The organism is Flammeovirga aprica JL-4, from assembly GCF_012844305.1.
Taxonomy (GTDB): domain Bacteria; phylum Bacteroidota; class Bacteroidia; order Cytophagales; family Flammeovirgaceae; genus Flammeovirga; species Flammeovirga aprica.
In genome coordinates, this window is the sequence record NZ_JABANE010000019.1 from 1 (window position 1) to 24,488 (window position 24,488).

Sequence of the window (24,488 nt, forward strand, 5' to 3'; positions counted from 1 at the left end):
CAAAAACACTCACCAAAAAGAATAAATATCCTGATTTTAGTGAGTGCTAGAGTCTATTTACCAAGACTCCCTAATTATGAAACCAAACTGATGTGCAGAACGTACCGCTTCTGTCATTTGCAAACTGAAGATTGGCTTTACTTTTTGCTGATTGGAGGAAATGAAGATGTAAATGCTAGAAAGTGGTTACTTGAAAGAGTGAAAGTTCAGTACGGCATCTCATTTCCCAAAGCATAACTTTTTTGAAGGAAGAATGTAGAATTAAGAATGAAGAGGCTCAAAAACCATCCTACGAACTACCTCTTCATTCTACATTCTTAATTCTTCATTCAAAAAAAAGGTTGCCCTCATTACAAGGACAACCTTTTTTATATCTCTAAAGTAAGACTAGTCAACTTTCAATACTGACATGAATGCCTCTTGAGTCACTTCTACGTTACCCAACTGACGCATACGTTTCTTACCTTTCTTCTGCTTTTCTAATAGCTTACGCTTACGCGAAATATCACCACCATAACACTTCGCAATTACGTTTTTACGAAGAGCTTTGATTGTCTCTCTAGCAATAATCTTTGTACCAATTGCCGCTTGAATTGGAATTTCGAATTGCTGACGATTGATAACTTCACGAAGCTTTTCACAAATCTTCTTACCTCTATCATAAGCACCATCTCTGTGTACAATTGCAGAGAAGGCATCCACAGGATCATTGTTCAATAGAATATCTAGTTTTACTAACTTAGAAGCTCTAAATCCAATTAATTCATAATCCAATGAAGCGTAACCTCTAGAAATTGTTTTCAACTTATCGAAGAAGTCAAATACGATTTCTGATAAAGGAATTTCAAAAATCAACTCTACTCTATCTGTCGTTAAGTAAACCTGATTTTTCAACTCACCTCTTTTCTCCATACATAATGACATGATTGGTCCTACGTATTCAGCTTTAGAGATGATGTTGGCTTTAATATATGGTTCTTCAATATGATCTAACTTACTAGGGTCAGGCATATCTGAAGGAGCATTGATAATTACTTGTTCCTTTTCTGCATTATTCATAAATGCATGGTATTGTACGGAAGGAGCAGTAGTAATTACTGTCATGTTGAATTCTCTTTCCAAACGTTCCTGTACAATTTCCAAGTGAAGCATACCTAAGAAACCACATCTGAAACCGAAACCTAGGGCTACTGATGTTTCAGGTTCCCATACTAAAGAGGCATCGTTCAATTGTAATTTCTCCAAAGAAGCACGAAGATCTTCATACTCTGTTGTATCAACAGGATAAATACCCGCGAATACCATTGGCTTTACATCTTCGAAACCTTGGATTGCTTCTTCACAAGGACGCTCCGTTAAAGTAATCGTATCACCTACTTTTACTTCCTTCGCTTCCTTGATACCAGAGATAATGTAACCTACGTTACCAGCAGAAATTGACTTTCTAGACTCTTGATCTAACTTTAATACACCAATTTCATCTGCTTTATATTCTTTTCCAGTGTTGACGAATTTTACTAAGTCACCTTTTTTAAGCGTACCATTTAAAATTCTGTAGTATACCTCTACTCCACGGAATGAATTATATACTGAATCAAAGATCAACGCTTGCAAAGGTTCTTTAGGGTCTCCTTCTGGAGCAGGAATTCTGTCTACAATCGCTTCAAGAATCTTATCTACACCTAAACCTGTTTTACCAGAAGCTTCAACGATGTCTTCTCTTTCACAACCTAAAAGGTCCATGATTTGATCAGCTACTACTTCTGGATTAGCGTGTGGAAGGTCGATTTTGTTCATTACAGGAATGATTTCCAAATCGTGCTCCATTGCCAAATATAAGTTGGAGATGGTTTGTGCCTCAATACCTTGTGATGCATCTACAATCAATAATGCCCCTTCACAAGCAGCAATTGATCTTGATACCTCATAAGAGAAATCCACGTGACCCGGAGTATCAATCAAATTCAATACATACTCCTCTCCATCTTGGAGGTAGTTCATCTGAATAGCGTGCGACTTGATCGTAATACCACGTTCACGCTCTAAATCCATATTGTCTAGCAACTGACTTTGCATGTCACGCTGAGCTACAGTCTGAGTAGATTCTAACAGACGGTCTGCTAGCGTACTCTTTCCGTGGTCAATGTGAGCAATAATCGAAAAGTTGCGAATATTTTCCATCTTGTCCATATGACAAAGTTACTTCTAATTCTTATAACTCTTAAATCCTTAGTAAATATCTAACAATGTTTTTATTAAAAATTGACTAGGACCGTAAAAATAATCACAAAAGTAGAGTAAAAAGATGTATTACTCATTATTTCTTCAAACGTATTATATCTTTTTAATTCAAATTATTATGAACAGAATAGGAGATGTGACAATAAAAGGCATTTTGATGTAATAATAAAGGCACACTCTACCATCTAAAGTGTGCCTTATAATTACAATTTTGAAAAGCAAATAAGCCTAAAGGTTAAATGTTGAGGTATCCTAATACATCAGAAAATTGAATGATCATAATTGGTTTCAATCTTTCATGAATACAATTTTCATGAAATCCAGCTACTGATGTTTAAACAACATTATTAAAAACCTTTACACTTTTAAAACACAAACCTAATCCAATAGACTCTGGATGTGTAATGTACTTTACTTCATGAGAAATAATAGTTAGCATTAGGTTTTCGCCTATTATTTTTAGTGAATACATAAACTTATTTTATTTATGTAATTCATTTTTTAAAATCTTGAGATGAAAGGTGAAAGAAGGGAGAGATACACCTCATTGCCCCTTCTTTGATACACCTTCTCAGGTTACAGAACCAGCTAATGTAAACAGCTATTAAGTTATTTGCTTTAAGTCATTATTTAATAACCAACCTTATTTAATTTATTTAATTCAGAGTAATTAGAAATATCTAAACTACTCAATAACAATAGTTTAAGCTTTAATTTGAAGTTAAAATCATTTACCATGAACAAATGTACACGATGCATAATTTTTTGATTTAAATTTAAATTGTACATAACTATCCCATTATCTAAAAAGATAGATTCAAGGATTTTAATATTTAAAATGTGTGATTTTGAAATTCACAATAGTTCGCTCAGAATATGTTCTAGTAAATTATATCATTTTTTAAAAATTGAAGTTTCCTTTATTTTTAATTGTTTAATTTATTTAATGCATTGCAAAGGTTTGTGAAAGAATTTAGTACTGCAAATCATGACGTTATTTTTATAGCAATTCATTGATTATGTTATATAAATTATTCCATAAGTTACATTTAAACTTAACAAATTTTCCGTATTCACATTTGTTTTCAATTGAAATTGAATGGATTTCATCAATGAATAATACCATTTTAATGAATATTTACTTCGGTAAAATGGTATTGTTAAAGCTGAAAAATTGAAAACATGATGACTCAAATGGAAACTTATGTAAGAAATTGTCACTATGGAAAATGACCAAGAAAAGTTTCTCTACTTCATCAAAAATTAAAAAACACAAAAAACGAGGTATGAAAATCACACCTCGTTAGTAACATCATTAATAATAAACTCAGAAAATTATTGACGGTAGATAGGTTGATAACTACACCTAATACCGCCTCCGAAGTAATTGGCTTTTCTAAATGGAATCTCAATTACGTCGATTCCGAAAGCTCTGATTCTTTTACTTACTTCAGGAAATGCATTTGTAACAATTACAGTATGATCATTGATCACCATACCATTTGTTGCCATGAGTTGAGCTTGTTCAGGCTTTACCTCCACCCACTCATAATTTCTTAATGATTCAGGCAATGCGTCGAAGTCAACGAAATCATCTTTACAAACCACACCTTGGTGATCGTTTAATAACATCATAGCACAATCTAAGTGCAATACGTGATGTTGTAATTTGATGCCATGTACTTTATAGTCATTACCTAGTTCTTTCTGCAACCACTCCACACCTGCTTGGTTGGAAGCGTTACCTGAAAGACCCACATAAATTTCTTTACCGTTTACGAATACGTCTCCACCTTCTAAGTAGATGTTATCTTCGTGTAAACCTGCTTTGTTGGCAGGCATATTCACAACTTCACCGTTGTAGTTTCTAGCCAAGTCCAACGCAATTCTTCTATAGTTTGCAGTTTCTAATCTACGAGCCTCCAAGTTCATGTTAGCAATAATTACTTTATTACCTATTGTAATGATTGGATCTCTAGAGTAAGGCTGAGAAGTGGCAATAGAGTGTACCTCTAACTCATCAGGTCTTCTTACTTTCACTCCTAAAGACTCCACAACTTTTACTAAATTTTCCTGCTCAGTATAAAATTCTTGATCATCTTGTGGATAAAGATCTGACAATATATGACCTTGTGCTTTTATCATATAATTAAATGAGCTGTCAGAGATATAAGGATATAAATTTTTCACTTCTTCACTAACCATTGGTATCTCAAAAGCATCCGTCACCCAACGCCCTACTACGATTTCTTCAACTTGATCCCATTCATGGTTATTTCTTATATCTTTTTTTGCATTTGGTTTTTCAACTGAGTTAAATGCCACAAAAGCGAAAATTGAAAAACAAATCACTGCGATAAAATTGCTTCTATATTTCATTGTTATATTTATTTAGTTTCCATGTTCACTTTTAGAAGGGAAAAAGAGAATGAAAACCCCTATTGATTTTAAATATTTATTTTAAAATTTTAAATTGTATCTGATTAGAGCATTGCTCCACTATTTCCAACATGCATTCTAGTACGCGATGTGCGTATTTATTTATACACCATAAACTATTTAATAACATGGCAACTATTCGATTGGGTGATGTTGCACCCGATTTCACGGCTCAAACAACTGAAGGGGAAATCAATTTTCATGAATGGCTTGGAGAAGGATGGGGAATCCTTTTTTCTCACCCTGCCGATTACACACCAGTTTGTACTACAGAACTAGGAACTGTAGCTAAGTACAAAGCAGAATTTGACAAAAGAAATGTCAAAGTAGCCGCACTAAGTGTAGACGGTTTGGAATCTCACAAAGGCTGGATCAATGATATCAACGAAACTCAGGACACTACGGTTAACTTCCCGATCATTGCGGATGAAGACAGAAAAGTTTCTGAATTGTATGATATGATTCACCCCAATGCAGATAGCAAATTGACTGTACGTTCTGTATTTGTGATTGGAAATGACAAGAAGGTAAAGCTGATTATTACTTACCCTGCATCAACAGGAAGAAATTTTGATGAGCTATTGAGAGTGATTGATTCTCTTCAATTGACAGCTTACCATAAAGTGGCAACACCTGCAAACTGGGAAAATGGAGATGACTGTGTGGTTGTTCCTGCTGTAAAAACAGAGGACATTCCTGCTATCTTCCCGAAAGGTTATACTGAGGTCAAGCCTTATTTGAGATTGACTCCTCAGCCCAACCTTAATTAATTCGATCAAGCTTTGGAATAGAATAATGATTTAAAAAGGTAAATCTCTTTGTTCTAACCAAACTTTATCAACATCTGCTAATAAGTTTTTAAAAAAAGGAGGTTTTCACTCATTATTTATTCACAAATCATGTGGACAGTGAATATAATGTTGAAAACCTCTTTCGTCTTTAGCGACTTAAGTACCAAAAATAAACTTCTTAAGCCTTATATGTTGACAACTTTTTAAAAACAAGGACTGTGAAACCTTCAAAACAAAAAAGTTATCAACACTTTTCCCCCTCAATTCTGATAAAAGGATTGCAAAAGTATAAAAAATTATCAGAACGAATAGTTAAAGTGTGTCAACCGCTCTGATTCATCCCATAATAATTTGCTTAAATCTTCCCTGTGAGAATAATCTGTGGAAGGTACTTTGATCGCATTTTTGCCTTTAACTTCTCTAAAACCATCAGGTCCTGTATAGTCTCCTCCTTTGATATCCTCTCCCAAAGCTGCATAAACCGTCGGCAATGCACCCATCTGTGCTGTATTGAACATTCCAGAAAACAAATTCTCCATCAGAAACACCATAAAACTCGGTATGTGCTGCATCAAATTAGTCATTGATCCTCCAGGATGCGCCGCCACAGCTTTCACCTGATAATTATGTGCATTCAGGCGCCTCTGTAATTCGTAAGCAAACATAATACAAGACAGCTTACTCATACTATAGGCTCCAAATTTAGAATAACTTTTCTCCGCATTCAGGTTATCAAAATCTATCTTTCCGCTTTTATGCGCCATACTTCCCAGCGCCACAATTCTTGACCCTTCTGTTTTTTCCAACAGTGGTAAAAGCAGTCCAGTCAATAAAAAGTGAGCGAAGTAATTTACTCCCATCTGACTCTCAAAACCGTCTTTCGTTTTGGAAAATGGAGGCACCATAATCCCAGCATTATTGATCAGTAAATCAAGTGAATCAAACTTTTCGGTATAAGACTGAGCAAAACTCCTTACCGATTCGAGATCACTCAAATCAAGCGGCATAGCCAATAGATCAGCATTAGGAACTGTTTTTCTGATATCCTGCATGGCACTTTCCGCTTTCTGCATATTCCTGCAAGCCAGAATAACTTTCATTTCTTTCAAAGCAAAAAATCGGGACGTCTCTAATCCCAAACCAATATTGGCACCTGTCACAATAGCAATACGTCCTTTTTGAGAAGGGAAGTTTTTAATATCTTGAATGTTCATTTTTATAGGGTGATTTAGTTTGTGTTCTTTAAGATACAGAATTTATAGATTGTAAGTAATACCAATTTCAAAATAAAGTGCTACACAATTTCATCTACAACATGTATTCATTAGTTTGGTATAAAAGAAAAACCGAAACATTGAGGGAATGTTTCGGTCTGTAAAGTTTGGGTAATAAATCTATTCGATTGTTATTGTTATTCTAATCCTGCATCGTTTTTATACTTATCAGGAAATTGGGTTATCGATTTTATTTTGATGTTTTTGTAATAAACTTCAGCCGCTTCTGATTGAAGCTGAATTTTACCTTTTTCCATCGACTGCCACTCCCCACTTATATTTGCAATTGGATTTAAAACGACCATCACTACTTCTCCATTGAGCACATGGATATTCTTTTTACCAATACAAAGAATCTCCATAGTGTTCCACTCTCCATGAGGTTTTTCAGGATTCCCCGGTTTGAAACATCTTCCGGTCTCAAAACCCTTTGCCCACGCTAGATGAACGGGGTCTGCTCCAGGTTTGAAATGATATTTTTTTTCAATTTTTTCCGCTGGACACTCCGCTCTGACATTACCCAAAGTAATAAAATCACCACAATCTGTTTCTTGCACTTCACATTCAAGGCAAGTCATCCAAACGTTCCAAAAATCAGTATAATCACCAATACTATGGTAAAGCACCCCACTGTTTCGTTTGTGGTTTAATCGAGGAGCCCATTTTTTATCACCCCACTTAAACTCCCACTTCAAATGATAATTCTCGTATTCCTTTTTTGTTACTAATCCTGCATAAATCTCACCTGTGATTTTCAGTACCTCTTCATCATTTTCATTAATCACAGAAAATACATTTTTGGGATCCTTATTTAAACCAATAGGTGTTCCCTTCGTTACATCATCAAATTTTTCATACCCTTCGATATCCGTTTTGGTATGAGGAGCACCCATAAAAATATCCCATTTCGATAAATCTTTATCTATCAAATTCTCCCACTCACCATAAGAGGTGGCATAGATAGGTTCCACTAAATTTTTTGAAGCATTGTACTTGCTTCCGCCTGCCCACTGAAAACCTCTCATCAATATTTTCAAAGCAGGTTCCACATCAAAGTCTTCAGGAGCATGACCGATTGAAAGATAAAACACTCTTCCATTTCCATAATACTTCTTCCAAGCTACAGGCATGACCGCACCTTTAATCCATGAATTATGTTCTCCACTGAAAGTTGTAGTAGCTAATACCTTCACATTAGGGTCAACATGCATATAATATTGTTCCGTACTTACGCTAAAATCTTTTAAGCCTTTGACAACAGGATCATTTTTGGCTGTAATATTGACTTGATAATCCCGTTTATTACCAGGATGAGCGACCCATTGACCTCCCACCATATATTGATATTCTACATCATTACGAAAAGCATCTGCCATACCGCCGTGACAACCGGCAAAACCTGTCCCGTTTTTTACAGCAGTAGTTAAAGCTTTTGCCTGCTCTTTAGATATTTTATCCATCGTCCAAGACTGAATAATTAAATCCGTCTCTTTCATTACCTTTTCTTGGGTATATACCCCCAATGAATCTGAAAGCGTAATTTTTGCACCTTGAGCTTCCAAAAGAGGCACTATCTTATCAACATACTCTTTTGGTTTATGACCTTTCCATCCACCGTAAACGATCAATACTTTTTTGCCTTTCAAGGAAGGCAACGCCTCTTTTTCTTCATTTTGAGCATAACCGTGTAAGCCTAAAAGGATAAGCAGACTTACAATTATTATTTTAATTCTTGTCAGCATAGTTTACTTCGTTTATGAATTATCCTTGAGTAATCGCCTTCTTATACTTCTTTGGAAACTTATTGACCGACTTAATCTGAATATCTTTGAAATAAGCCTCTGCACCTTCTGATTGTAATTGAATTTTTCCTTCAGTCAATTTCTCTTCCTTTCCGTTCACCGCTTTTCGAGCATTTTTCACTACCATCACCACTTTACCATTGACAATATGAATACTCTGATCTTCCACACAAATCACCTCAACTAAATTCCACTCACCGTTGGGTTTTTCATTATGTTCTGTGATGTGGCAATACCCCGGATTTCCTTTTCCTCCATATTGAATCACTTCATCATCAACTCCAGTTACTTTATAACCATGCTTTCCTTTTTTCGATTTCACCTCTGCCCTTGCATTGACTAGCGTTACAAAATCGCCCATATCATGTTCCTGAATTTGAAGTTCAAGGCTAGACATCCAAACATTCCAAAATGCACCATGTTCCCCATGACAATGATAGAGAATTCCGTTGTCACGTTTTTTATCCAAACGAGGTGCCCACTTTTTCTCTCCCCACTTGAATAATGCTTTTAAGTGATAATTACCAAATTCATATTTGGAAGTTAAACCAGCATAGATTTCTCCGGAAACATTTAATATAAGTTCTCCATCTTCTTCAGAAACCGTCATTATTTTTTTAGGATCGTTGTTTAAGCCTAAAGGTTTGCCCACATGCACATTTTCACTTTTGGGATGCCCTTCCAATTCAACCGAAGTATGAGGCACGCCAACAAACAGCTCCCAATAGGATAAATCTTTGTCTAATAATGCTTGAAAGTTCTTTGTGATCTTAAAATCAGATTGTGCAAAAGAAGGAAGTGTAGTTACTGAAAAAATTAGTGTGAGTAAAAAATAATTATTTATAAGTTTCATTTCATTTTTTAATTATAGATGATTAAATCTTTCCGTCTTAAAGTTATTAAATTACGGCTCTAAATATGTTAAGATTTATACACTGAAAAAAATTGAACAATGATCATTCAACCTTTTAAGGAAGGTTCCAAAATATATTACGCAGATACATGCCAAAGTTTGGTCAATGCAGGGGAAAGAAAAAAGATTAAATACAATGCACTCTCTAAATTTACCTACCCTGGAAAACGACTGCCCGATGATGTGACGGGGTTAAACTCCGTAGGGTATTGGGATGGTAATGGCGAGCAAGATTGGGGATTGGATTGGCATAGAAACGAGGGAATTGAAATTCACTTTTTAGAAAGAGGCAATATGCCTTACAGCTTGAAAGATTGTGATTTACAGCTTACTGCTAACGATATGACAATCTCTAGGCCGTGGCAATCACATAAGGTCGGAAACCCTCATGTGGGTGCAGGCAAAATGTATTGGCTTATTTTGGATGTGGGAGTTAGAAAACCGCATCAAGAATGGACTTGGCCGGATTGGATTGTTTTGACTGAAAATGATTTGAATAGACTTACCGTATTTCTTCGTCAAAACGAACAACCGCTTTTTAAAGGCAATACACAAATCAGAAACTGTTTTATAAAATTCGGACAATTGATCAACTCTGACATCGACGGCAGTAACGCTTCCAAATTACGTCATACCGTCAACGAATTACTTTTATTATTACTAGATTTATTCGATGCTGGAAGCGTAAAGCTTCATCCTGAATTGACCGATAGCCAAAGAAGCGTTCAGCTTTTCATCAATGAACTTCAAGAAACCGCACACGACCCTTGGACTACCAACGAAATGGCATTGGCAACCGGACTTGGCGTAACTCGCTTCACTGAAATGTTCAAGGAAATTACCAACCAAACTCCGATAAAATATTTGACTGATCTCAGGCTCAAATTGGCTAAAAAATGCCTAAAGGAACAGCCGGATAAAACAATCACCGAAATAGCCTATTTCTGTGGTTTCACATCAGGACGATATTTCTCTACTCTATTCAAGAAAAATTATCATTTGACGCCTAATGAGTATAGGAGAGGGTGATTAGATAAAAGAAAAACCGAGACATTGTGGGAATGTTTCGGCTTGTCTTAACCATTGATACTTCACTATTATATACCTTCAGTCCTCATATAATAATTTTCCATATAATCATAAAAGTCTTTCAACCTTTTTAAGGTTAAATCTGATTTCATAAAATTATGTGTATCTAACCATATAGTACCAATGAAAAGAGTATTTGGATCATAAAGATTAATATTTGACATAGTTTCTTTCTCAATATCTCTAAATTTTATCCATGCTCTCTGTGATTTTTTTAAGCTTTCTTTTTGATATGATTCAGGGAGCATAGCCATCAACTTGTTATAATACTTATTCAATAGTAAATCATATTCCGCTTCAAGAATAGTTGTTGCTCTATTACTCCTTCTAGGATATTCTTCTTCGGCAATCAATTTTTTAAGTAATTGATCAACTAAATATATATCTAATTCATATTCTGCTTGAATCTTATGACGATTACTTGTCGATAAATTCAATACTCTTAAAAGTGCTCTTGCTTCTGAACTATTTCTTATCTGTACTTTTAAATAATTGATGTGGCTTTCACTCAAATCTTGTGCATTAGATACCAATCCAATAAAATTTATCAAAATGGCGATTAACCAATGTTTTCCCCTCATGACATTTTTTATTGTAAGTAATCTTCAAACAACACCTTATATCTATTCAAATCATTTTGTATTGGAACAAGATGATAATCTTTACAGCCTGATTTTTCTAGAAAATCACTCCAGAATAATTTCAATATTTCCATGTCTGTAGGATTCTTTGTTGCAATACCATTTGCATTGATAGACCTATCATACATTTCTGCCACAATAACTTTACAATCAGCCAAGACAGGATTTTTTACAGGTTCTATGCCGTAACCATTTTTCTTAAAAAATTCTTTCATGCTTAATGATTTATCCGTTCTATTCAAGAAAGCGTTCCTAAAGTTATTGACCATTTTATTTGTTAAATAAGGGGCTGATTTCTTTTTGGTGTCACAATAGCCTGTTTCAATGTACCCATCAGTAAAGATTATGAAAATATTTTTAGATTGATCTTCAATAAATTTACTTTTCATAGGATTAGTAAGTTTAAAATCATGCTTATCAACTCCATTTTGTAGAAATTGCCACATATCTGCCCCTGCCTGATTTTTTAAAGCTATATCATTCATTTTTTGATAAGCATTTAGAAAATTCTTCTTCGCATCATTTATCGTATATGTCGCATTCCCATTTAAAAACTCAATTCTTTGTGCTTGACTTTTATCAAACTCTCCAAGATCTATAATCATAGAATTATTTAGGTCTGTAAAAAGTGATGTATTATTAATCGCTTTAACTGATATCCTATCTTTTTGATTTTTATTCCTATTTCCACTCTTATATAATCCTTTTGGTAAACCATTTTGATCAGTGTATGCAAAAATATCCAATATGACCGATACTATTTCTGTATCAGTATAAGGCTTTTTATGAATACTTGGATCAATTCGATTAGAAAGATCAGGAACAATTAATATGTTGTAATTTTCTTCTATTTTTTGTGCTTGGCTAATAAAAGGTAACACAAGAAACATAAACAATAAGATCTTTTTCATTTTGATTAGTAGGTAAGGTTAAATTCACTTGTTAAATCGTTATTTTTTGCAGTAAGCCACTTTTCTGTTACTTCATCTAAATCAGCTGTTTTTTCTTTAGCGATCTTTTCTGAATAAACATCTTTAAGAAACTTGTTCCATCCTGCTTTTAGCATTCCAAAACGATGTTTTAATGAAGAAATAGACACAGGTAAATGTTCCCTTTCAAGAAAGTGAAGAATTGCCTCTTTTCTGTCTGACACTTTTTTAATTCTGAGTTTCTTTAACTCTTCTAATTTCGTTTTTTTAGAAATGAAAGTCTTAGGGATAAAGTCATACTCTTCCTCAAGAATCGATTTTTCACTTTTTGAAACCAACAATGATTGATGTAACGCTGAATATTTATCTTCTTCTGCCTCTAAATCTTTTTCTAAACCTTCTAACTTCTCCTCTTGCTTATTTCTCTTATTTTCTTCCAGCTTACTTGCCTGCTTTTTGTGAGATATTTCTGGAGTGATCGTTTGATATAAGAAACCCCACAACAATGCAGACATAAAGCCCATAAAAATCACAAACCAAAAGTGAGAGTCAACAATACAATACACAAAAATATCTATAAAATCTTCAGGCCATTTTTGAACTGTATCACCATTCATATAATTTACTATATGCATTGTTTTAGCTATTTGGTAAGCCATTAACACATCAATTATAAACACAAAAGCAAGTGTAAAGTATTTTTGAAAACCTTTTAAACTTTCAAATAAATAAGCGGCTGTCATAGGTAAAAAAGGAAATAAGCTTATAATAACAAAAGCCATAAACCCTTTTTCAATTGCATCTGGAAAAGCATTAATATTAAATACAGAAATATTAGCATTACCTCCCATATCAATTGCTACTTGTGCATCTGCTAAACCATGAACAATCGTATATAATGTAGATCCATAAAAGACCCACATATAAATCGATGTCAAAATCAATAAACAAATTGGAATAATCAGTTTCTTTTGAAATTTAAACTTTTTTGACTCAATCTCAATAATAGATTCTTCAAGCCCCTCTATCTTATCTTTTGTTTGTTCTATCCTCTTTTCAATCAAAGGAACTTTTTCTTCCTTAATCTGATCTTGAGAACCAATTAATGTCTTTATCTCTCCGTCCTTTTCTGTAATTTTTCTTTTTACAGAATTTTCTGTTGCAACTTTTTCTACTTCGAGTTCATTGAGTTTTCCATCAATCTCTTCAGTAATATAATTTATTGTGAAGTTTGTTCGCTCTTCAATTTTATGTCTAAACTTATCCTTTAAACCAGTATCTGTCTGTGTATCATTCAATAATTTTGAATACAACACATCTAGTTCTTCTTTGATAATTTGAGGATCTCCATGGTTTTCTTCTGCTCTTTTATAACCAAGGTTAAAGAGTTCCTCCTCATCGATTTCTTTGACTTGGCTGTTAATAAATAAATTCCATTCAAAGTCTAAATCTTTAATGTCTTCCTCAAATTTATCAGTTTTAGGTTGCTGTATTACAATTTCCTCTTTCGCTGAAATAGGTTCAGTAACCTCTATATTTTCATTTAAAGTTTTCACCTCCTCTAATAAATTATAAAATTGTTTTTTGTAATCTTCAATTAATTGATCATCCTCTCTGATGACCATAATATTTTCATTATTATTTTTTGATGCATTAACGGTCCAGTTATAAGAGCCATTGATGAGTATTTTAGAATCAATCACACAAAACTTATGGTGCATTATTCCATAATCTCTTCCGATTTTTGTGATGTTTGCACCAATATTAGATAACTTATCAAAGTCTAACCTTTTGTTATCTTCGTTGTCTGCAATTATCAACTGTAGTTTCACACCACTGTTAACTTTCTTCTCAAGAGCTTCATAAATTATAGGATCTGTGAACCAGGCAACGGCGATGAGTATTTCATCTTTTGCCTCGGATAAAGTAGCAACTATATTTTCTCTGATATCAGAGAAATATGACTTAGTATTCATTGTTATATATTTAGATAATTAGATCTCAATCAATATTTTTAAGGGAATTTCACCTTTACAAACAAAAGTGAAATTGGAGTGACAATACCCTATCAAAAACTGTTTTGTTAAAAACTATTTAGAGTTTATTATTATTCTAATCACACATCATACCCATAAACCACCTCACCTTCCAGCAAAGCAACATCCGTCATCAACCCCAAAGAAGCTAAAGAACGTTGGTCCACTTTATTAATCGGATAATCCTTTAATAGCATGGATAATTCCGATTTCAGCTCTTCTACTGAGTTAAATCTGTCGTTTTTATCAAAAGCGAGGCAACGCTCCAAGAAGGCTCTCCACTTCGTTTTGCTTTCGGTTCCATCCTGAAATATTTTAGATTTCGGAGAGATGAAAACATGGGGATCATCTAATAGGATTTGATGCCGTACTCTGCCTTTTGTATCGGGGATGTAGTAATCAGAAGTTTTGCCGTATTGCTGTGCACCTATGTAATTGAGGATGACTAAGCCGATAAAATAGATGTCTGTTCTTTCGTCTAACTCGGCTAAAAGCAATTGTTCGGGGGCGAAATATTTGTCGTATTTTGATGGGGAGATCGCTCCTTTATTCAAACCTAGACTATCTTTTAGGGTCCATTGATTCTCTATGAAATCGATACAACCGGCATAAAAGTTACCATGTATTTTTCCTGATTGATGTGATGCTGATAGGAGATCAATACCTTGAAATAATACTTCAAAGAATGAGGTTGAATTTAGGTTGATATGGAATTGGAGGGAGTCATCAGAGTACGAATTATAGATCGCTGTAGCATACTTGTTCGTTAATGAGATGTATGCTGGATCTGTGATTTTTCCTTTGTGGCTAACGTCTTTCCCTTTTACTGAGTACTCCAATTGTAAAGGCTGAATATCAGATATTGCCTCTAGCAGTTTCAAGTAATGATACAGTCCGTCTTTTTTGGATACTTTGATAAATGTACCGGTCTCTAAGTGAATGCCAAGGTATTCCGATTTGTGATAGTCGTTCCGTAAGTCTATGATTTCATCTTCTGCATAAGCGGAAAAATTTGGATTCATCTGAAATTGAATACCGCTGTCATAACTTCTACTTGATCCACCACTATTGATTTGATTATAAAAACTTGCTTTTGGACAAAATGCCTCAAGCACTGTGGCTATAGAAATGAGATTTTCGTTGAAAGGGGAAGAAGTGACAAAATACTTTCCGGCTAAAGGCGTCTCTTCGACGGTAAATACTTTCTCTCTCAAAAGTACTTCCTGTAGTCTTTTGCCTATTACGTTGAGTTGATCGTTTTCATCTTCATTCAGATCACCTCTGTATTTGTATATTTCGTCTTTTAGAAGATCTACTTTGACCTGAAGAATATTTAAATACTCTTTCTGACCTAAAGCATTCTCTCTAAAAGGAATAAATAGGTTGTTGTTGTATTTCAAGATGTCACGATATGTTTTGACATCTGAGGGTAAAATTTCTTGCATTGTAAAGTCAATTCTAGAGACTTACTTGAAGTCTTTTCTGATCATTATTAATTATAATAAATCTCGCTAATGTATGTGATAGATTTTTTATACGAGAGATACACTATTAAGTGTGCAAGAAATCGTTCAAAACCCTATTATTTATAATAAAATAATCAATCGATCGAATAATCAAGAGAGATTTGAATAATGTTATATTACATTGAATAAAAATCTTGAATAGGAATCTACATCTAGAAAATTAGTGATGCTGTAAAACAAAAAACCGAAACACATCTCTGCATTTCGGCTTCCAATTATCTTTTGTCTTTATCCTTTATTTCCGATCCCACTCCATTGTCCTGCTTACAAAACCAAGGGATGCTTTCACTTCCATAATATCACCGTCGGGTTTAAATTTCGCTTCCAGCCATTTATCCAGCTTTATAGCATAGATTTCTCCTTCAAAACCATTTTTTGTTGGTTTAATATCTCTAATTACTTTTTTGCCGACGATATCTGCTTCACTTTCTGTAGATATTACAAATCCTTCGAAAATGCTATCTGCTTTTTTGATGGTGACAATTGTGCCGTCTTTCTTCATATCCCAAGTACCTTCTATATCAGTTTGAGCAAAGGCTGTGATTGAAGTAATTAAGATGAATAATAGTAAGGAAATGAACTTTTTCATTGCGGATAAGATTTGGTATTGAAATAAGGTTTGTAACGTAATGTACCAATTCATCAAGAGTCTGTTTCACTCTTTAATGAAATTTATGATTACAAAGCAGGAATCTGAGATGAAATTCTTAAATTGACTAAAAACTATTTCTTATGATACAACATTATAACAGCGTAGACCAAAAACTACATCAATTATCTCAAATTATTGCAAAATTCAACCGCACTTTTGTTCCCAAAAAAGAGGATGACAGTCACACCAACCTTCAGTATGATTGTATTGGGAACAGAATATTAGGCCGTTGGTTTGATACGGAAAAGGGGAAAGTGATAATAGGTTTTCATCTTGATTCTCTTACATTTCTCGTGTATGATTCACAATGGAAAGTGATATTTGAAAATAAGGCTATTGGTAAAAATCAGGTGGAAATAGAACACTCTTTTAAGCCATTTTGTGATCAGTACCATCTTAATTTTGAAGCTTTTCAACAGATATTACATTTTGATATCACAGCGTATTCATTCTTGAATGAAAAATATGAACCACTCCATCATAAAGGTATTGAAGACTGGAAAAAATGGAGAAAAATTGCTTTTAATGTATGTGGGGAATTATTAGAAAACCTTCAACTGAAAAGTGAAATCAGAATATGGCCCCACCATTTTGATACTGGCATTTATACGGAGGTAAATGAAAATATAGGAATTGGTTTTGGATTAGCAATGAAAGACACTGTTTGCAATGCCCCTTATTTTTACTTTTCGGCTTACGGGCTGAATGGATATTCTATTAATTATGATTTACTTACTCCTCTCCAAGTAGGAAGATGGAAAAACTTACCTAATTGGAAAGGAGCCGTTTTAGAAATTGAAACTGCTTCAGAAAATGATATTTACAGATTCATTAATGAGGTCAGGCCAATTTACCTTAATGTCTAATACAGATCTCTTAGCTTATCAATAATTTCACTGCACAGCTTTGCTTCTTCTTCTGAAATATCCTTAAATCGATCCATACTAAACATCTCCTGATTGTCGTCTATTCCTTTTAATAGTGCCAATCCTTTTTTAGTAATGGATAGATAAACAATTCTTCTGTCCGTCTCACTTCTTTTTCGTTTTACGAATTCTTTTTCCAATAATTTGTCAGAAAGTCTAGTAGCGTTCGGTGCCTTATCAATCATCAATGATTTAATGTCATTCATGGTCACCCATTCTTCTTTTGCCCCTCTCAAAATTCTTAAAACATTAAATTGCTGAGGTGAAATCCCAAAAGGCTTCAAAAAATCTACAAACTGATTCTGAATCCAGTTAGCGGTATATATCATATTGGTGACAAACCTGTGTTTCTCACTTGTAAATTTCGTTTTTACAACGTCGTCTATTTTTGCCATATCACACTTTTTTTTACAAATATATAAAAAATAAACTTGTAAATATTTTCCATGTAAAATATTTACATTACATTTGTTTTATCACTAAAGAAAACTTTGTTCACTATGAGTCAGAAAACAACAAAAATATTATACAGAATTACGACAGGTTTACTTACTGCTTTAATGCTAATGAGTGCTACAATGTACCTTGCACAATATGAAATGGTAAGTGAAGTTTTCGGTAAACTAGGGTTCCCTACTTTTATCATTTATCCTTTGGCTGTTGCCAAGTATTTAGGTTTAATCGCGATTTGGAGCAATATCAGTCCAAAATTAAAAGAATGGGCTTACGCGGGCTTTTTCTTTGATATAGTGCTTGCTATTGGTGCACATATCAACATCAATGATGGAGAGGCTCTTCCTGCAGGTATTGGTCTGTTGCTTGTTTTATCTTCTTATTATTTTAATAGTCAACTGAAGAAAGAAGAAGCAAAAAATGAAGTTCCTGTGGCTTAGTTTAGATTAACTCCATTGTCAATACCACTAAAATTAAAAGCTTTGTAAGTACAAATAGCCTGTGAATAAATACTACACAGGCTATTCTTTTTTAATTTTATTTCTTTAAAAGAGAAACTCTATTTTTGAATCCGCTATTACTTTTGCTCTAAACTAGCATTCGCATTTTCAAGTTCTTGAATTCTTGCTTCTAATTTTAAGAAGAGATCATTTACTTTTTCATTTTGAAGTGCATTTGCTTCGGCTTTCGCCTCTAGATCTTTCATTTTTTGTTCCAGATCATTATTCTTTTTCTCAAGATCTTCAATCATCTCTTGCTGTTCTTGTACTGCTTTTGTCAATACAGGAACCATGTGTCTGTAATTTAAAGCATAGTGGCCTTCATCATCAGCTACCCATACATTCTCAGGGAAATACTGCATTACTTCTTGAGCCATAAATCCATAATGTCTTATACTGTCTGCATCCTTAATGTAATTATATGTATATACGCCCAATTGCATAATAGCATCGATTGAGGTATTTAGAGTATCAATATTTTCTTTTAATCGTCTATCAGAAAATGAATCGCCTTGACTCAAATTACCTCCAATTCGCAAATTACCATTAGCTTCCACTTCAAGCCTTTTAACGTCAGTACCTGAATCATTACTCCATAAGGTTAAATCCCCTGCATTATTAATATAATATGTCCAACGAGAACCATTATCACGTTCTATTAAAAATCCATCACCATCTTCAATACCACCTGAACCATGTTTTACTCTAACTGCTCCTGAGTTAGAATTAGATGTAATTTTTAATCTTTCAATATTATTGGTTTTAAAGGTTATAGGGGCATTATTAATATTACGTATTTCGGCATTACCACCCGAATTCATACCTATTTGGAAAGGGTCTGATGATCCAGCAGTAGAATAAGTAGTCCAAGCATCGGTACTACCATCAGCATGTATATTTAAATTTGTACCACCAGATGAGTTTGGTTTGTTTGTACCAATACCTACATCTTTTCCATTAACAAAAAGAACTGTTTTTGATGTAGTACTGTTCATTACTTTAAAATTTCCATCACTCAAATCAATATCAAAATTATTTACTCCTGCAGTAATTGTTGTATTTGCTGTTAAAGGTCCTCCTAGTTGTACTCTATTCGCTGATGTAGTCAAGCCATTATCTGCTACTACATTTAATGTTCCGACACCTCCAGTAATACTACCTGTCATACCATTACCTCCCTGAACACCAGTGATAAGAACAGGCAGATCATTTAAATCATTATAACTGATGGCCCCAATTTCAGTATCCACATAACTTTTATTGGCAGCATCTAAATTATTAGTAGGTACAGCCAAATTTGTTATGGCCTTGTTATTTGCATTAAGTATAAACTCTGATAAAGTTGGAACAGTCCAATCAACCACCCCGTTCGTAGAAATACTTTTAAGATATTTGCCAGTTCCTTCATTCGGGGTTCTTATTCTAATTGCTCCTCCTGAAGTGGCATTAAGTGTTAAAGTATGAGTTCCATTTGTTCCGATTGTGGTGTTACTTGATAGATTTCCTCCTAATTGTATATTACTGCCTGATGACGCTAAACCATTGTTTGCAGTTATAGCATTTGTAACCCAAGAATAATTACTACTTCCATCAGTACTTAATACATAATTCGCACTTTCACTACCTGGGTTTACGATATAACCATTGTTTGCTACAAATCCATCTACTTCACTTTCTGAAAGGTTCGTATCTGTCGCTTCTAAGCTTTGAAGGAAATCGGCTTCAGTACCAGAGTTTCCTTCTCCAAGCCAAATTTGATACGCTGAGAGTCCATTTGCACCAGTAGCCCCTGTTGAACCTATATCTCCCTTATCACCTTTTAAAGATAATAACCAGCTAGCTTCATCACCTACAAAGCCTTCAGAAACAGCTAAGGCATACGCAGATTGACCTGTTGATCCGGTTAAACCAGCATTTCCTTGATCACCCTTGTCACCTTTATCGCCTTTGTCGCCCTTATCACCTTTTAAGCCTTTCAACGATAATAGCCAACTTGCTTCATCGCCTACATAACCTTCAGAAACAGCTAAAGCATACGCAGATTGACCCGTTGATCCGGTTAAACCAACATTTCCTTGATCACCCTTGTCACCTTTATCGCCTTTGTCTCCCTTATCACCCTTATTGCCTTTGTCTCCTTTTAAGCCTTTCAACGATAATAGCCAACTTGCTTCATCGCCTACAAAACCTTCAGAAACAGCTAAAGCATACGCAGATTGACCCGTTGATCCGGTTAAACCAATATTTCCTTGATCACCCTTGTCACCTTTATCGCCTTTGTCTCCCTTATCACCCTTATTGCCTTTGTCTCCTTTTAAGGATAATAGCCAACTTGCTTCATCACCTACATAACCTTCAGAAACAGCTAAAGCATACGCGGTTTGACCTGTTGATCCGGTTAAACCAACATTTCCTTGATCACCCTTGTCACCTTTATCGCCTTTGTCTCCCTTATCACCCTTATTGCCTTTGTCACCTTTTAAGCCTTTCAACGATAATAGCCAACTTGCTTCATCACCTACAAAACCTTCAGAAACAGCAACTTCATAAGCGGAAGCACCAGTAGCACCTGTTGAACCTGTTGCTCCATCACTGCCATTCAAAGAAGCTAACCAAGCGGATTCATCACCTACAAAGCCCTGAGAAACGGCTACTTCATAGGTAGATTGACCATCAACTCCATCCTTCGCTTCTTTCAATGATGTTACCCATTCCGCTTCTGTTCCTACAAAGCCTTCTTCTACGGCTAAATCATACGCGGATTTTCCGGTTTCACCTGTATCTCCTTTATCACCTTTTAAGGACGTTAACCATTCGCTTTCACTCCCAACAAAGCCATTTTCTACTGCTACAGCATAAGCAGATTTTCCTTCTTCTCCAGTTGCTCCTATTACACCTTCATCTCCTTTTAAAGATGCTAACCACTCTACTTCTGTTCCTACAAAACCATTTGTCACTGCTATTTGATAAGCCGATTGACCATTCTCTCCATCTTTCGCTTCTTTCAATGATGTTACCCATTCTGCTTCTGTCCCCACAAAACCTGCTTCCACTGCTAGATCATAAGCAGATTTTCCGGTATCTCCTTTTAGTGTTGTTACCCAATCCTGTTCACTTCCTTGATAACCATTAATCACCGCTACTTCATAGGCTGTCAAACCTCTGTCTCCTTGTAAACTTGGGGTGGTATACCATGTACCATCCGTAAAATTGAATGTAAATTTTCCATCACCCTCATAAATTGTAGAAGCAATACCAACACCATCCTCTCCATCTTCACCATCTTCTCCATCAATTCCTACAACCGTATTACCTGCTCTTTCGGCATACAAAGCATACGGAACACTCATCATCTGAGAGGTTGTTGTAATAGAATAATTCTCGTCTCCTGTCGGATCTATTTCTGTTTTGATATAATAAACATCAGCACCCCAGTCAATTTCTGAGAAAGTGCCGAGCGTTTGATTTCCATTTCCAACAGCAAGTGTCAAAAGTCCTGCATTGTTAGTTGACGGAAAATGAACTTCACTATACACTGCTGTTCCTGTAATTTCACCTTGAAGAATACTGATACGTACACCAACATTTTGGTTTGTAATTAATTCTCCATCAGCAGTTCTAACAACGGCTTGATAACTCATATAATGAGGCACTTGTGCGTAAGCACCCCAGCTAATTGTTAGTAGAAAAAGTAGAATGTAGATTGTTTTCATAGTTGTTGTTATTGAGATGAATGTAGGGGTTTAACCCATGGCAACAATACACAGCGTGATACAAATGTGATAAGTTACCGGCAATCAATTATTTTTTAATGATTTTAAAAGTTTTCACAACTGTATTGTCATGATAAACTTGTACTATATATACACCTGTTGGATAGTTCTCCAATTGTAATTTAGATTCATAATTAAACTGATCTAGTTTTGTCAGTTCCTGTCCTTGAGCAGTATGCAGTGAAGCACTTAATAACTTTGGCGAAGTGGTTTTCAAGGTTAAATAATGTGTCACAGGATTAGGAAACACATTCATTTCCAGCTCATTGACCCAATCTAAATTGGAGGTAGGGATTTCTATTTCAAATACTTCATAGGGCTGAAGTACCCCTTCTGAAATAGAATAATCATCGTTTTCGTCCATTTGAACAAAAACCTGACCTATGGATGTGGTTATGCTGTTTGAATTATTTGAAACTGTAGCACCTGATACATTAAGAGTAGTTTGAGCTTTAAGGACCACAGTAACAAGACAAAATAAACCAGTCAGAGTAACATAAAGAGTCTTATTCATAATAGTTGACAAGCTTGAGTAATTTTTGCAGAAAGTTCAATTCGGGTACCCAAATATCCTGTTTTAATAGTAAAAAGCAAAATACCTTCTCTTCATTCTTCTTTTTTAAATTCAAAAAAAACAATTTCTTTTAACATCGCACAGAACTATTGTTTACATTTATTAAATTGCCAACTGACTGAAAACATGCTTGCAACCTTATTTCTGTGAAAAAGCACCCTACAAAAAAGTGTTTAATAACTTTCTACTCTTACGAATATTCTGGTTTTGAGCATGCTAAAAGAGCATGTTTGAAACATCTCTTTTAATAAAAATTCACCCTTTCAGAACGTGAGTTTATTAATTTCATCAACTATAGAACCTCTATTTTCTCTGAAATTAATTGCCTCACAACCTAAAATGGAAAATTTTTACTTCTAAAATATATATTCCAAGCATGCTCTAAAATATTCTATGTTCTTATGAAACTTCTAACTAAAGTTCTCCTTTTCATTGTTACGCTGTCTGCTGTTTTGTCTTGTATTGCCTTAGAAGATGAGTTCTCTCCTACGGTAAGCAATAATATCATTGCCGATAAAGTATACTATTATTATGATTCTCTTCATATCAATGTGATGTTTAGAGACAATGCTTTAATTGAGGAATCCAATGTCAGAATATCTTTAATCACATCGACTCCAAGTGAAAATGATACGGTATCCTTTTCTTTTGATACTACTTATACCAATGTAGCGGCAAGATTATTACAGTTTGATTCTACTTTTATCGTTCCTCTACATGCCAAAACGGGTAAGTATATATTTGAAAGCAGCAATAAAGATGCAAGTGATAATATCATAAGAGACACCACCTATTTTTATATTGATACTGACACTATCGCTCCTTTAGTAACGGATTTTTCAGTTCAGTCAAAAAATGAAATACACCAAAACAATAATCAATTCTGCAGAGGAGATGTTGTTATTATCAATGCTTTTGTAACCGAGAATGCCGCTTTAAAAAGAGTAGGTGCAGGTATTGGCGAGAATGAAATAACCTATTTTGAAGCCAATGGTCAATCAACAAGTACCGCAACCTTACTTCAAAACAGTTTCTCAATCCCTAATGATTTGACAGACGGTTCTTATCAGCTGAAATTTGTAGTAGAAGATATGTTTGGCAACTCAACGGCATTAAGTGAAAACATTACAATACTATGTGACAATACTCCTGCTGAACTGATTTCTTTTGAAGAAGAATCCGGCATTAGTGTTCCTGCTAGTTTTATTGTTCCACTGTTCCCTGGTGAAGAATTTAATCTGAGCAGTTTAATTTTTGAAGATACAGGAGGGTTAGATTCTGCAAGATTGGAAATATCAAGAAACGGAACTCAAGGAGATGTTACTGAAACCCCTATTACTTTTGATCTAGAAGGCGTTACAAAAACAGATTTATCTACAATTTTTGATGAATATTTCTTGTTCAGCTTTGATAAGGTAAATGCTGTTGAGGGGGATGAAATCAGTGTAAATGTGCTTGTAAAAGACCTGAATCAAAGCTGGGAAAATGCTTCTTCTTTTAATTTCTCTTTAATTGCCAAAAAAGATGAGGCTCCCGAAATTGTCATAAATCATTTAGTCATTAACGACGTTCCTACTGTAGTTCCTATAAATGAAGAGTATGACATTACAGACCTGCTTGATGAAAATCAAGATCTCACGATCGCATTAGATGGTGTTATCAATGAAGAAGTGGGGTTAGCTTCCGTAAAATATAAATTCAGCAGTGATAATAGAAATATTCAATCCTTTGGAAGAATTATTGATTTATCCGACGATGAACTTTCTTACCCGGTTAGCATTAGCGATGTTATAGGTACAACTTTCCCTATTAATGATAATGAAAACCTAAGTGGTAAAATTACTTATTCCTTGGAAATAATCGCTACTGATTTTAAAGAGCAAGCAGATACTGTCAATTTTGTGTTGAGTGCAGTTTATTAGAGTATGT

The 24,488-nt window shown here is 34.6% G+C and carries 19 protein-coding genes; 6 read left to right on the plus strand and 13 right to left on the minus strand.

The genetic code is table 11. From position 1 onward, the window contains the following. A partial coding sequence (locus tag HHU12_RS08910) for a hypothetical protein (RefSeq protein WP_169656394.1) occupies positions 1-237 on the plus strand: 237 nt, incomplete at its 5' end. A 150-nt stretch (positions 238-387) separates the two neighbouring features. Here the strand turns inward: HHU12_RS08910 and lepA are convergent. Next, entirely contained in the window at positions 388-2,181 is a 1,794-nt protein-coding gene (gene lepA / locus HHU12_RS08915; RefSeq protein WP_169656466.1) for a translation elongation factor 4, read from the minus strand. 1,395 nt (positions 2,182-3,576) lie between these two features. Beyond that, entirely contained in the window at positions 3,577-4,620 is a 1,044-nt protein-coding gene (locus tag HHU12_RS08920) for a dimethylarginine dimethylaminohydrolase family protein (RefSeq protein ID WP_169656395.1), read from the minus strand. A gap of 188 nt (positions 4,621-4,808) precedes the next feature. Between HHU12_RS08920 and HHU12_RS08925 the strand changes: the two genes are divergently transcribed. Continuing rightward, positions 4,809-5,450 (plus strand): peroxiredoxin, encoded by a 642-nt coding sequence (locus tag HHU12_RS08925; RefSeq protein WP_169656396.1) that lies wholly within the window; start codon positions 4,809-4,811, stop codon positions 5,448-5,450. A gap of 320 nt (positions 5,451-5,770) precedes the next feature. Here the strand turns inward: HHU12_RS08925 and HHU12_RS08930 are convergent, their stop codons facing one another. The 3 genes from HHU12_RS08930 to HHU12_RS08940 all read right to left on the minus strand — a co-directional run bounded on the left by HHU12_RS08930 (position 5,771) and on the right by HHU12_RS08940 (position 9,400). Further along, positions 5,771-6,685: an oxidoreductase gene (locus HHU12_RS08930; protein WP_169656397.1), complete on the minus strand. Its 915-nt coding sequence runs from the start codon at positions 6,683-6,685 to the stop codon at positions 5,771-5,773. Between the two features lie 197 nt (positions 6,686-6,882). Then, the gene (locus HHU12_RS08935) at positions 6,883-8,487 is read right to left on the minus strand and encodes a ThuA domain-containing protein (RefSeq protein ID WP_169656398.1); all 1,605 of its coding nucleotides are present in this window, start codon (positions 8,485-8,487) and stop codon (positions 6,883-6,885) included. A 19-nt stretch (positions 8,488-8,506) separates the two neighbouring features. Beyond that, entirely contained in the window at positions 8,507-9,400 is an 894-nt protein-coding gene (locus tag HHU12_RS08940) for a 3-keto-disaccharide hydrolase (protein ID WP_169656399.1), read from the minus strand. 99 nt (positions 9,401-9,499) lie between these two features. On the opposite strand from HHU12_RS08940, the gene HHU12_RS08945 reads away from it, so the two are divergent. Further along, the gene (locus tag HHU12_RS08945) at positions 9,500-10,489 is read left to right on the plus strand and encodes a helix-turn-helix transcriptional regulator (RefSeq protein WP_169656400.1); all 990 of its coding nucleotides are present in this window, start codon (positions 9,500-9,502) and stop codon (positions 10,487-10,489) included. A gap of 68 nt (positions 10,490-10,557) precedes the next feature. Here HHU12_RS08945 and HHU12_RS08950 read toward each other — a convergent pair whose 3' ends face one another. The 5 genes from HHU12_RS08950 to HHU12_RS08970 all read right to left on the minus strand — a co-directional run bounded on the left by HHU12_RS08950 (position 10,558) and on the right by HHU12_RS08970 (position 16,270). Continuing rightward, positions 10,558-11,130, minus strand: a complete 573-nt coding sequence (locus tag HHU12_RS08950) for a lysozyme inhibitor LprI family protein (RefSeq protein ID WP_169656401.1) — start codon at positions 11,128-11,130, stop codon at positions 10,558-10,560. An 8-nt stretch (positions 11,131-11,138) separates the two neighbouring features. Further along, on the minus strand, positions 11,139-12,101 hold the full coding sequence (locus HHU12_RS08955) for a hypothetical protein (protein WP_169656402.1): 963 nt from the start codon (positions 12,099-12,101) through the stop codon (positions 11,139-11,141). 5 nt (positions 12,102-12,106) lie between these two features. Next, positions 12,107-14,095: a phospholipase D-like domain-containing protein gene (locus HHU12_RS08960; RefSeq protein WP_169656403.1), complete on the minus strand. Its 1,989-nt coding sequence runs from the start codon at positions 14,093-14,095 to the stop codon at positions 12,107-12,109. 140 nt (positions 14,096-14,235) lie between these two features. Next, positions 14,236-15,600, minus strand: a complete 1,365-nt coding sequence (locus HHU12_RS08965) for a protein kinase family protein (protein WP_169656404.1) — start codon at positions 15,598-15,600, stop codon at positions 14,236-14,238. 316 nt (positions 15,601-15,916) lie between these two features. After that, positions 15,917-16,270: a DUF2147 domain-containing protein gene (locus HHU12_RS08970; RefSeq protein ID WP_169656405.1), complete on the minus strand. Its 354-nt coding sequence runs from the start codon at positions 16,268-16,270 to the stop codon at positions 15,917-15,919. A gap of 143 nt (positions 16,271-16,413) precedes the next feature. Here HHU12_RS08970 and HHU12_RS08975 point away from each other — a divergent pair, with 143 nt between their 5' ends. Next, complete coding sequence (locus HHU12_RS08975; protein ID WP_169656406.1) at positions 16,414-17,199, plus strand: hypothetical protein; 786 nt, start codon at positions 16,414-16,416, stop codon at positions 17,197-17,199. On the opposite strand, the gene HHU12_RS08980 is transcribed toward HHU12_RS08975, so the two are convergent. Next, positions 17,196-17,654 (minus strand): MarR family winged helix-turn-helix transcriptional regulator, encoded by a 459-nt coding sequence (locus tag HHU12_RS08980; RefSeq protein WP_169656407.1) that lies wholly within the window; start codon positions 17,652-17,654, stop codon positions 17,196-17,198. The genes HHU12_RS08975 and HHU12_RS08980 overlap by 4 nt on opposite strands. Before the next feature lie 105 nt (positions 17,655-17,759). Between HHU12_RS08980 and HHU12_RS08985 the strand changes: the two genes are divergently transcribed. Then, positions 17,760-18,152 (plus strand): DoxX family protein, encoded by a 393-nt coding sequence (locus tag HHU12_RS08985; protein ID WP_169656408.1) that lies wholly within the window; start codon positions 17,760-17,762, stop codon positions 18,150-18,152. 137 nt (positions 18,153-18,289) lie between these two features. Here the strand turns inward: HHU12_RS08985 and HHU12_RS08990 are convergent, their stop codons facing one another. Further along, positions 18,290-21,925 (minus strand): tail fiber domain-containing protein, encoded by a 3,636-nt coding sequence (locus HHU12_RS08990; RefSeq protein WP_169656409.1) that lies wholly within the window; start codon positions 21,923-21,925, stop codon positions 18,290-18,292. 88 nt (positions 21,926-22,013) lie between these two features. Then, the gene (locus tag HHU12_RS08995; RefSeq protein WP_169656410.1) at positions 22,014-22,499 is read right to left on the minus strand and encodes a T9SS type A sorting domain-containing protein; all 486 of its coding nucleotides are present in this window, start codon (positions 22,497-22,499) and stop codon (positions 22,014-22,016) included. A 461-nt stretch (positions 22,500-22,960) separates the two neighbouring features. Between HHU12_RS08995 and HHU12_RS09000 the strand changes: the two genes are divergently transcribed. Next, complete coding sequence (locus HHU12_RS09000) at positions 22,961-24,481, plus strand: DUF4625 domain-containing protein (RefSeq protein ID WP_169656411.1); 1,521 nt, start codon at positions 22,961-22,963, stop codon at positions 24,479-24,481. Positions 24,482-24,488: the final 7 nt, after the last annotated feature.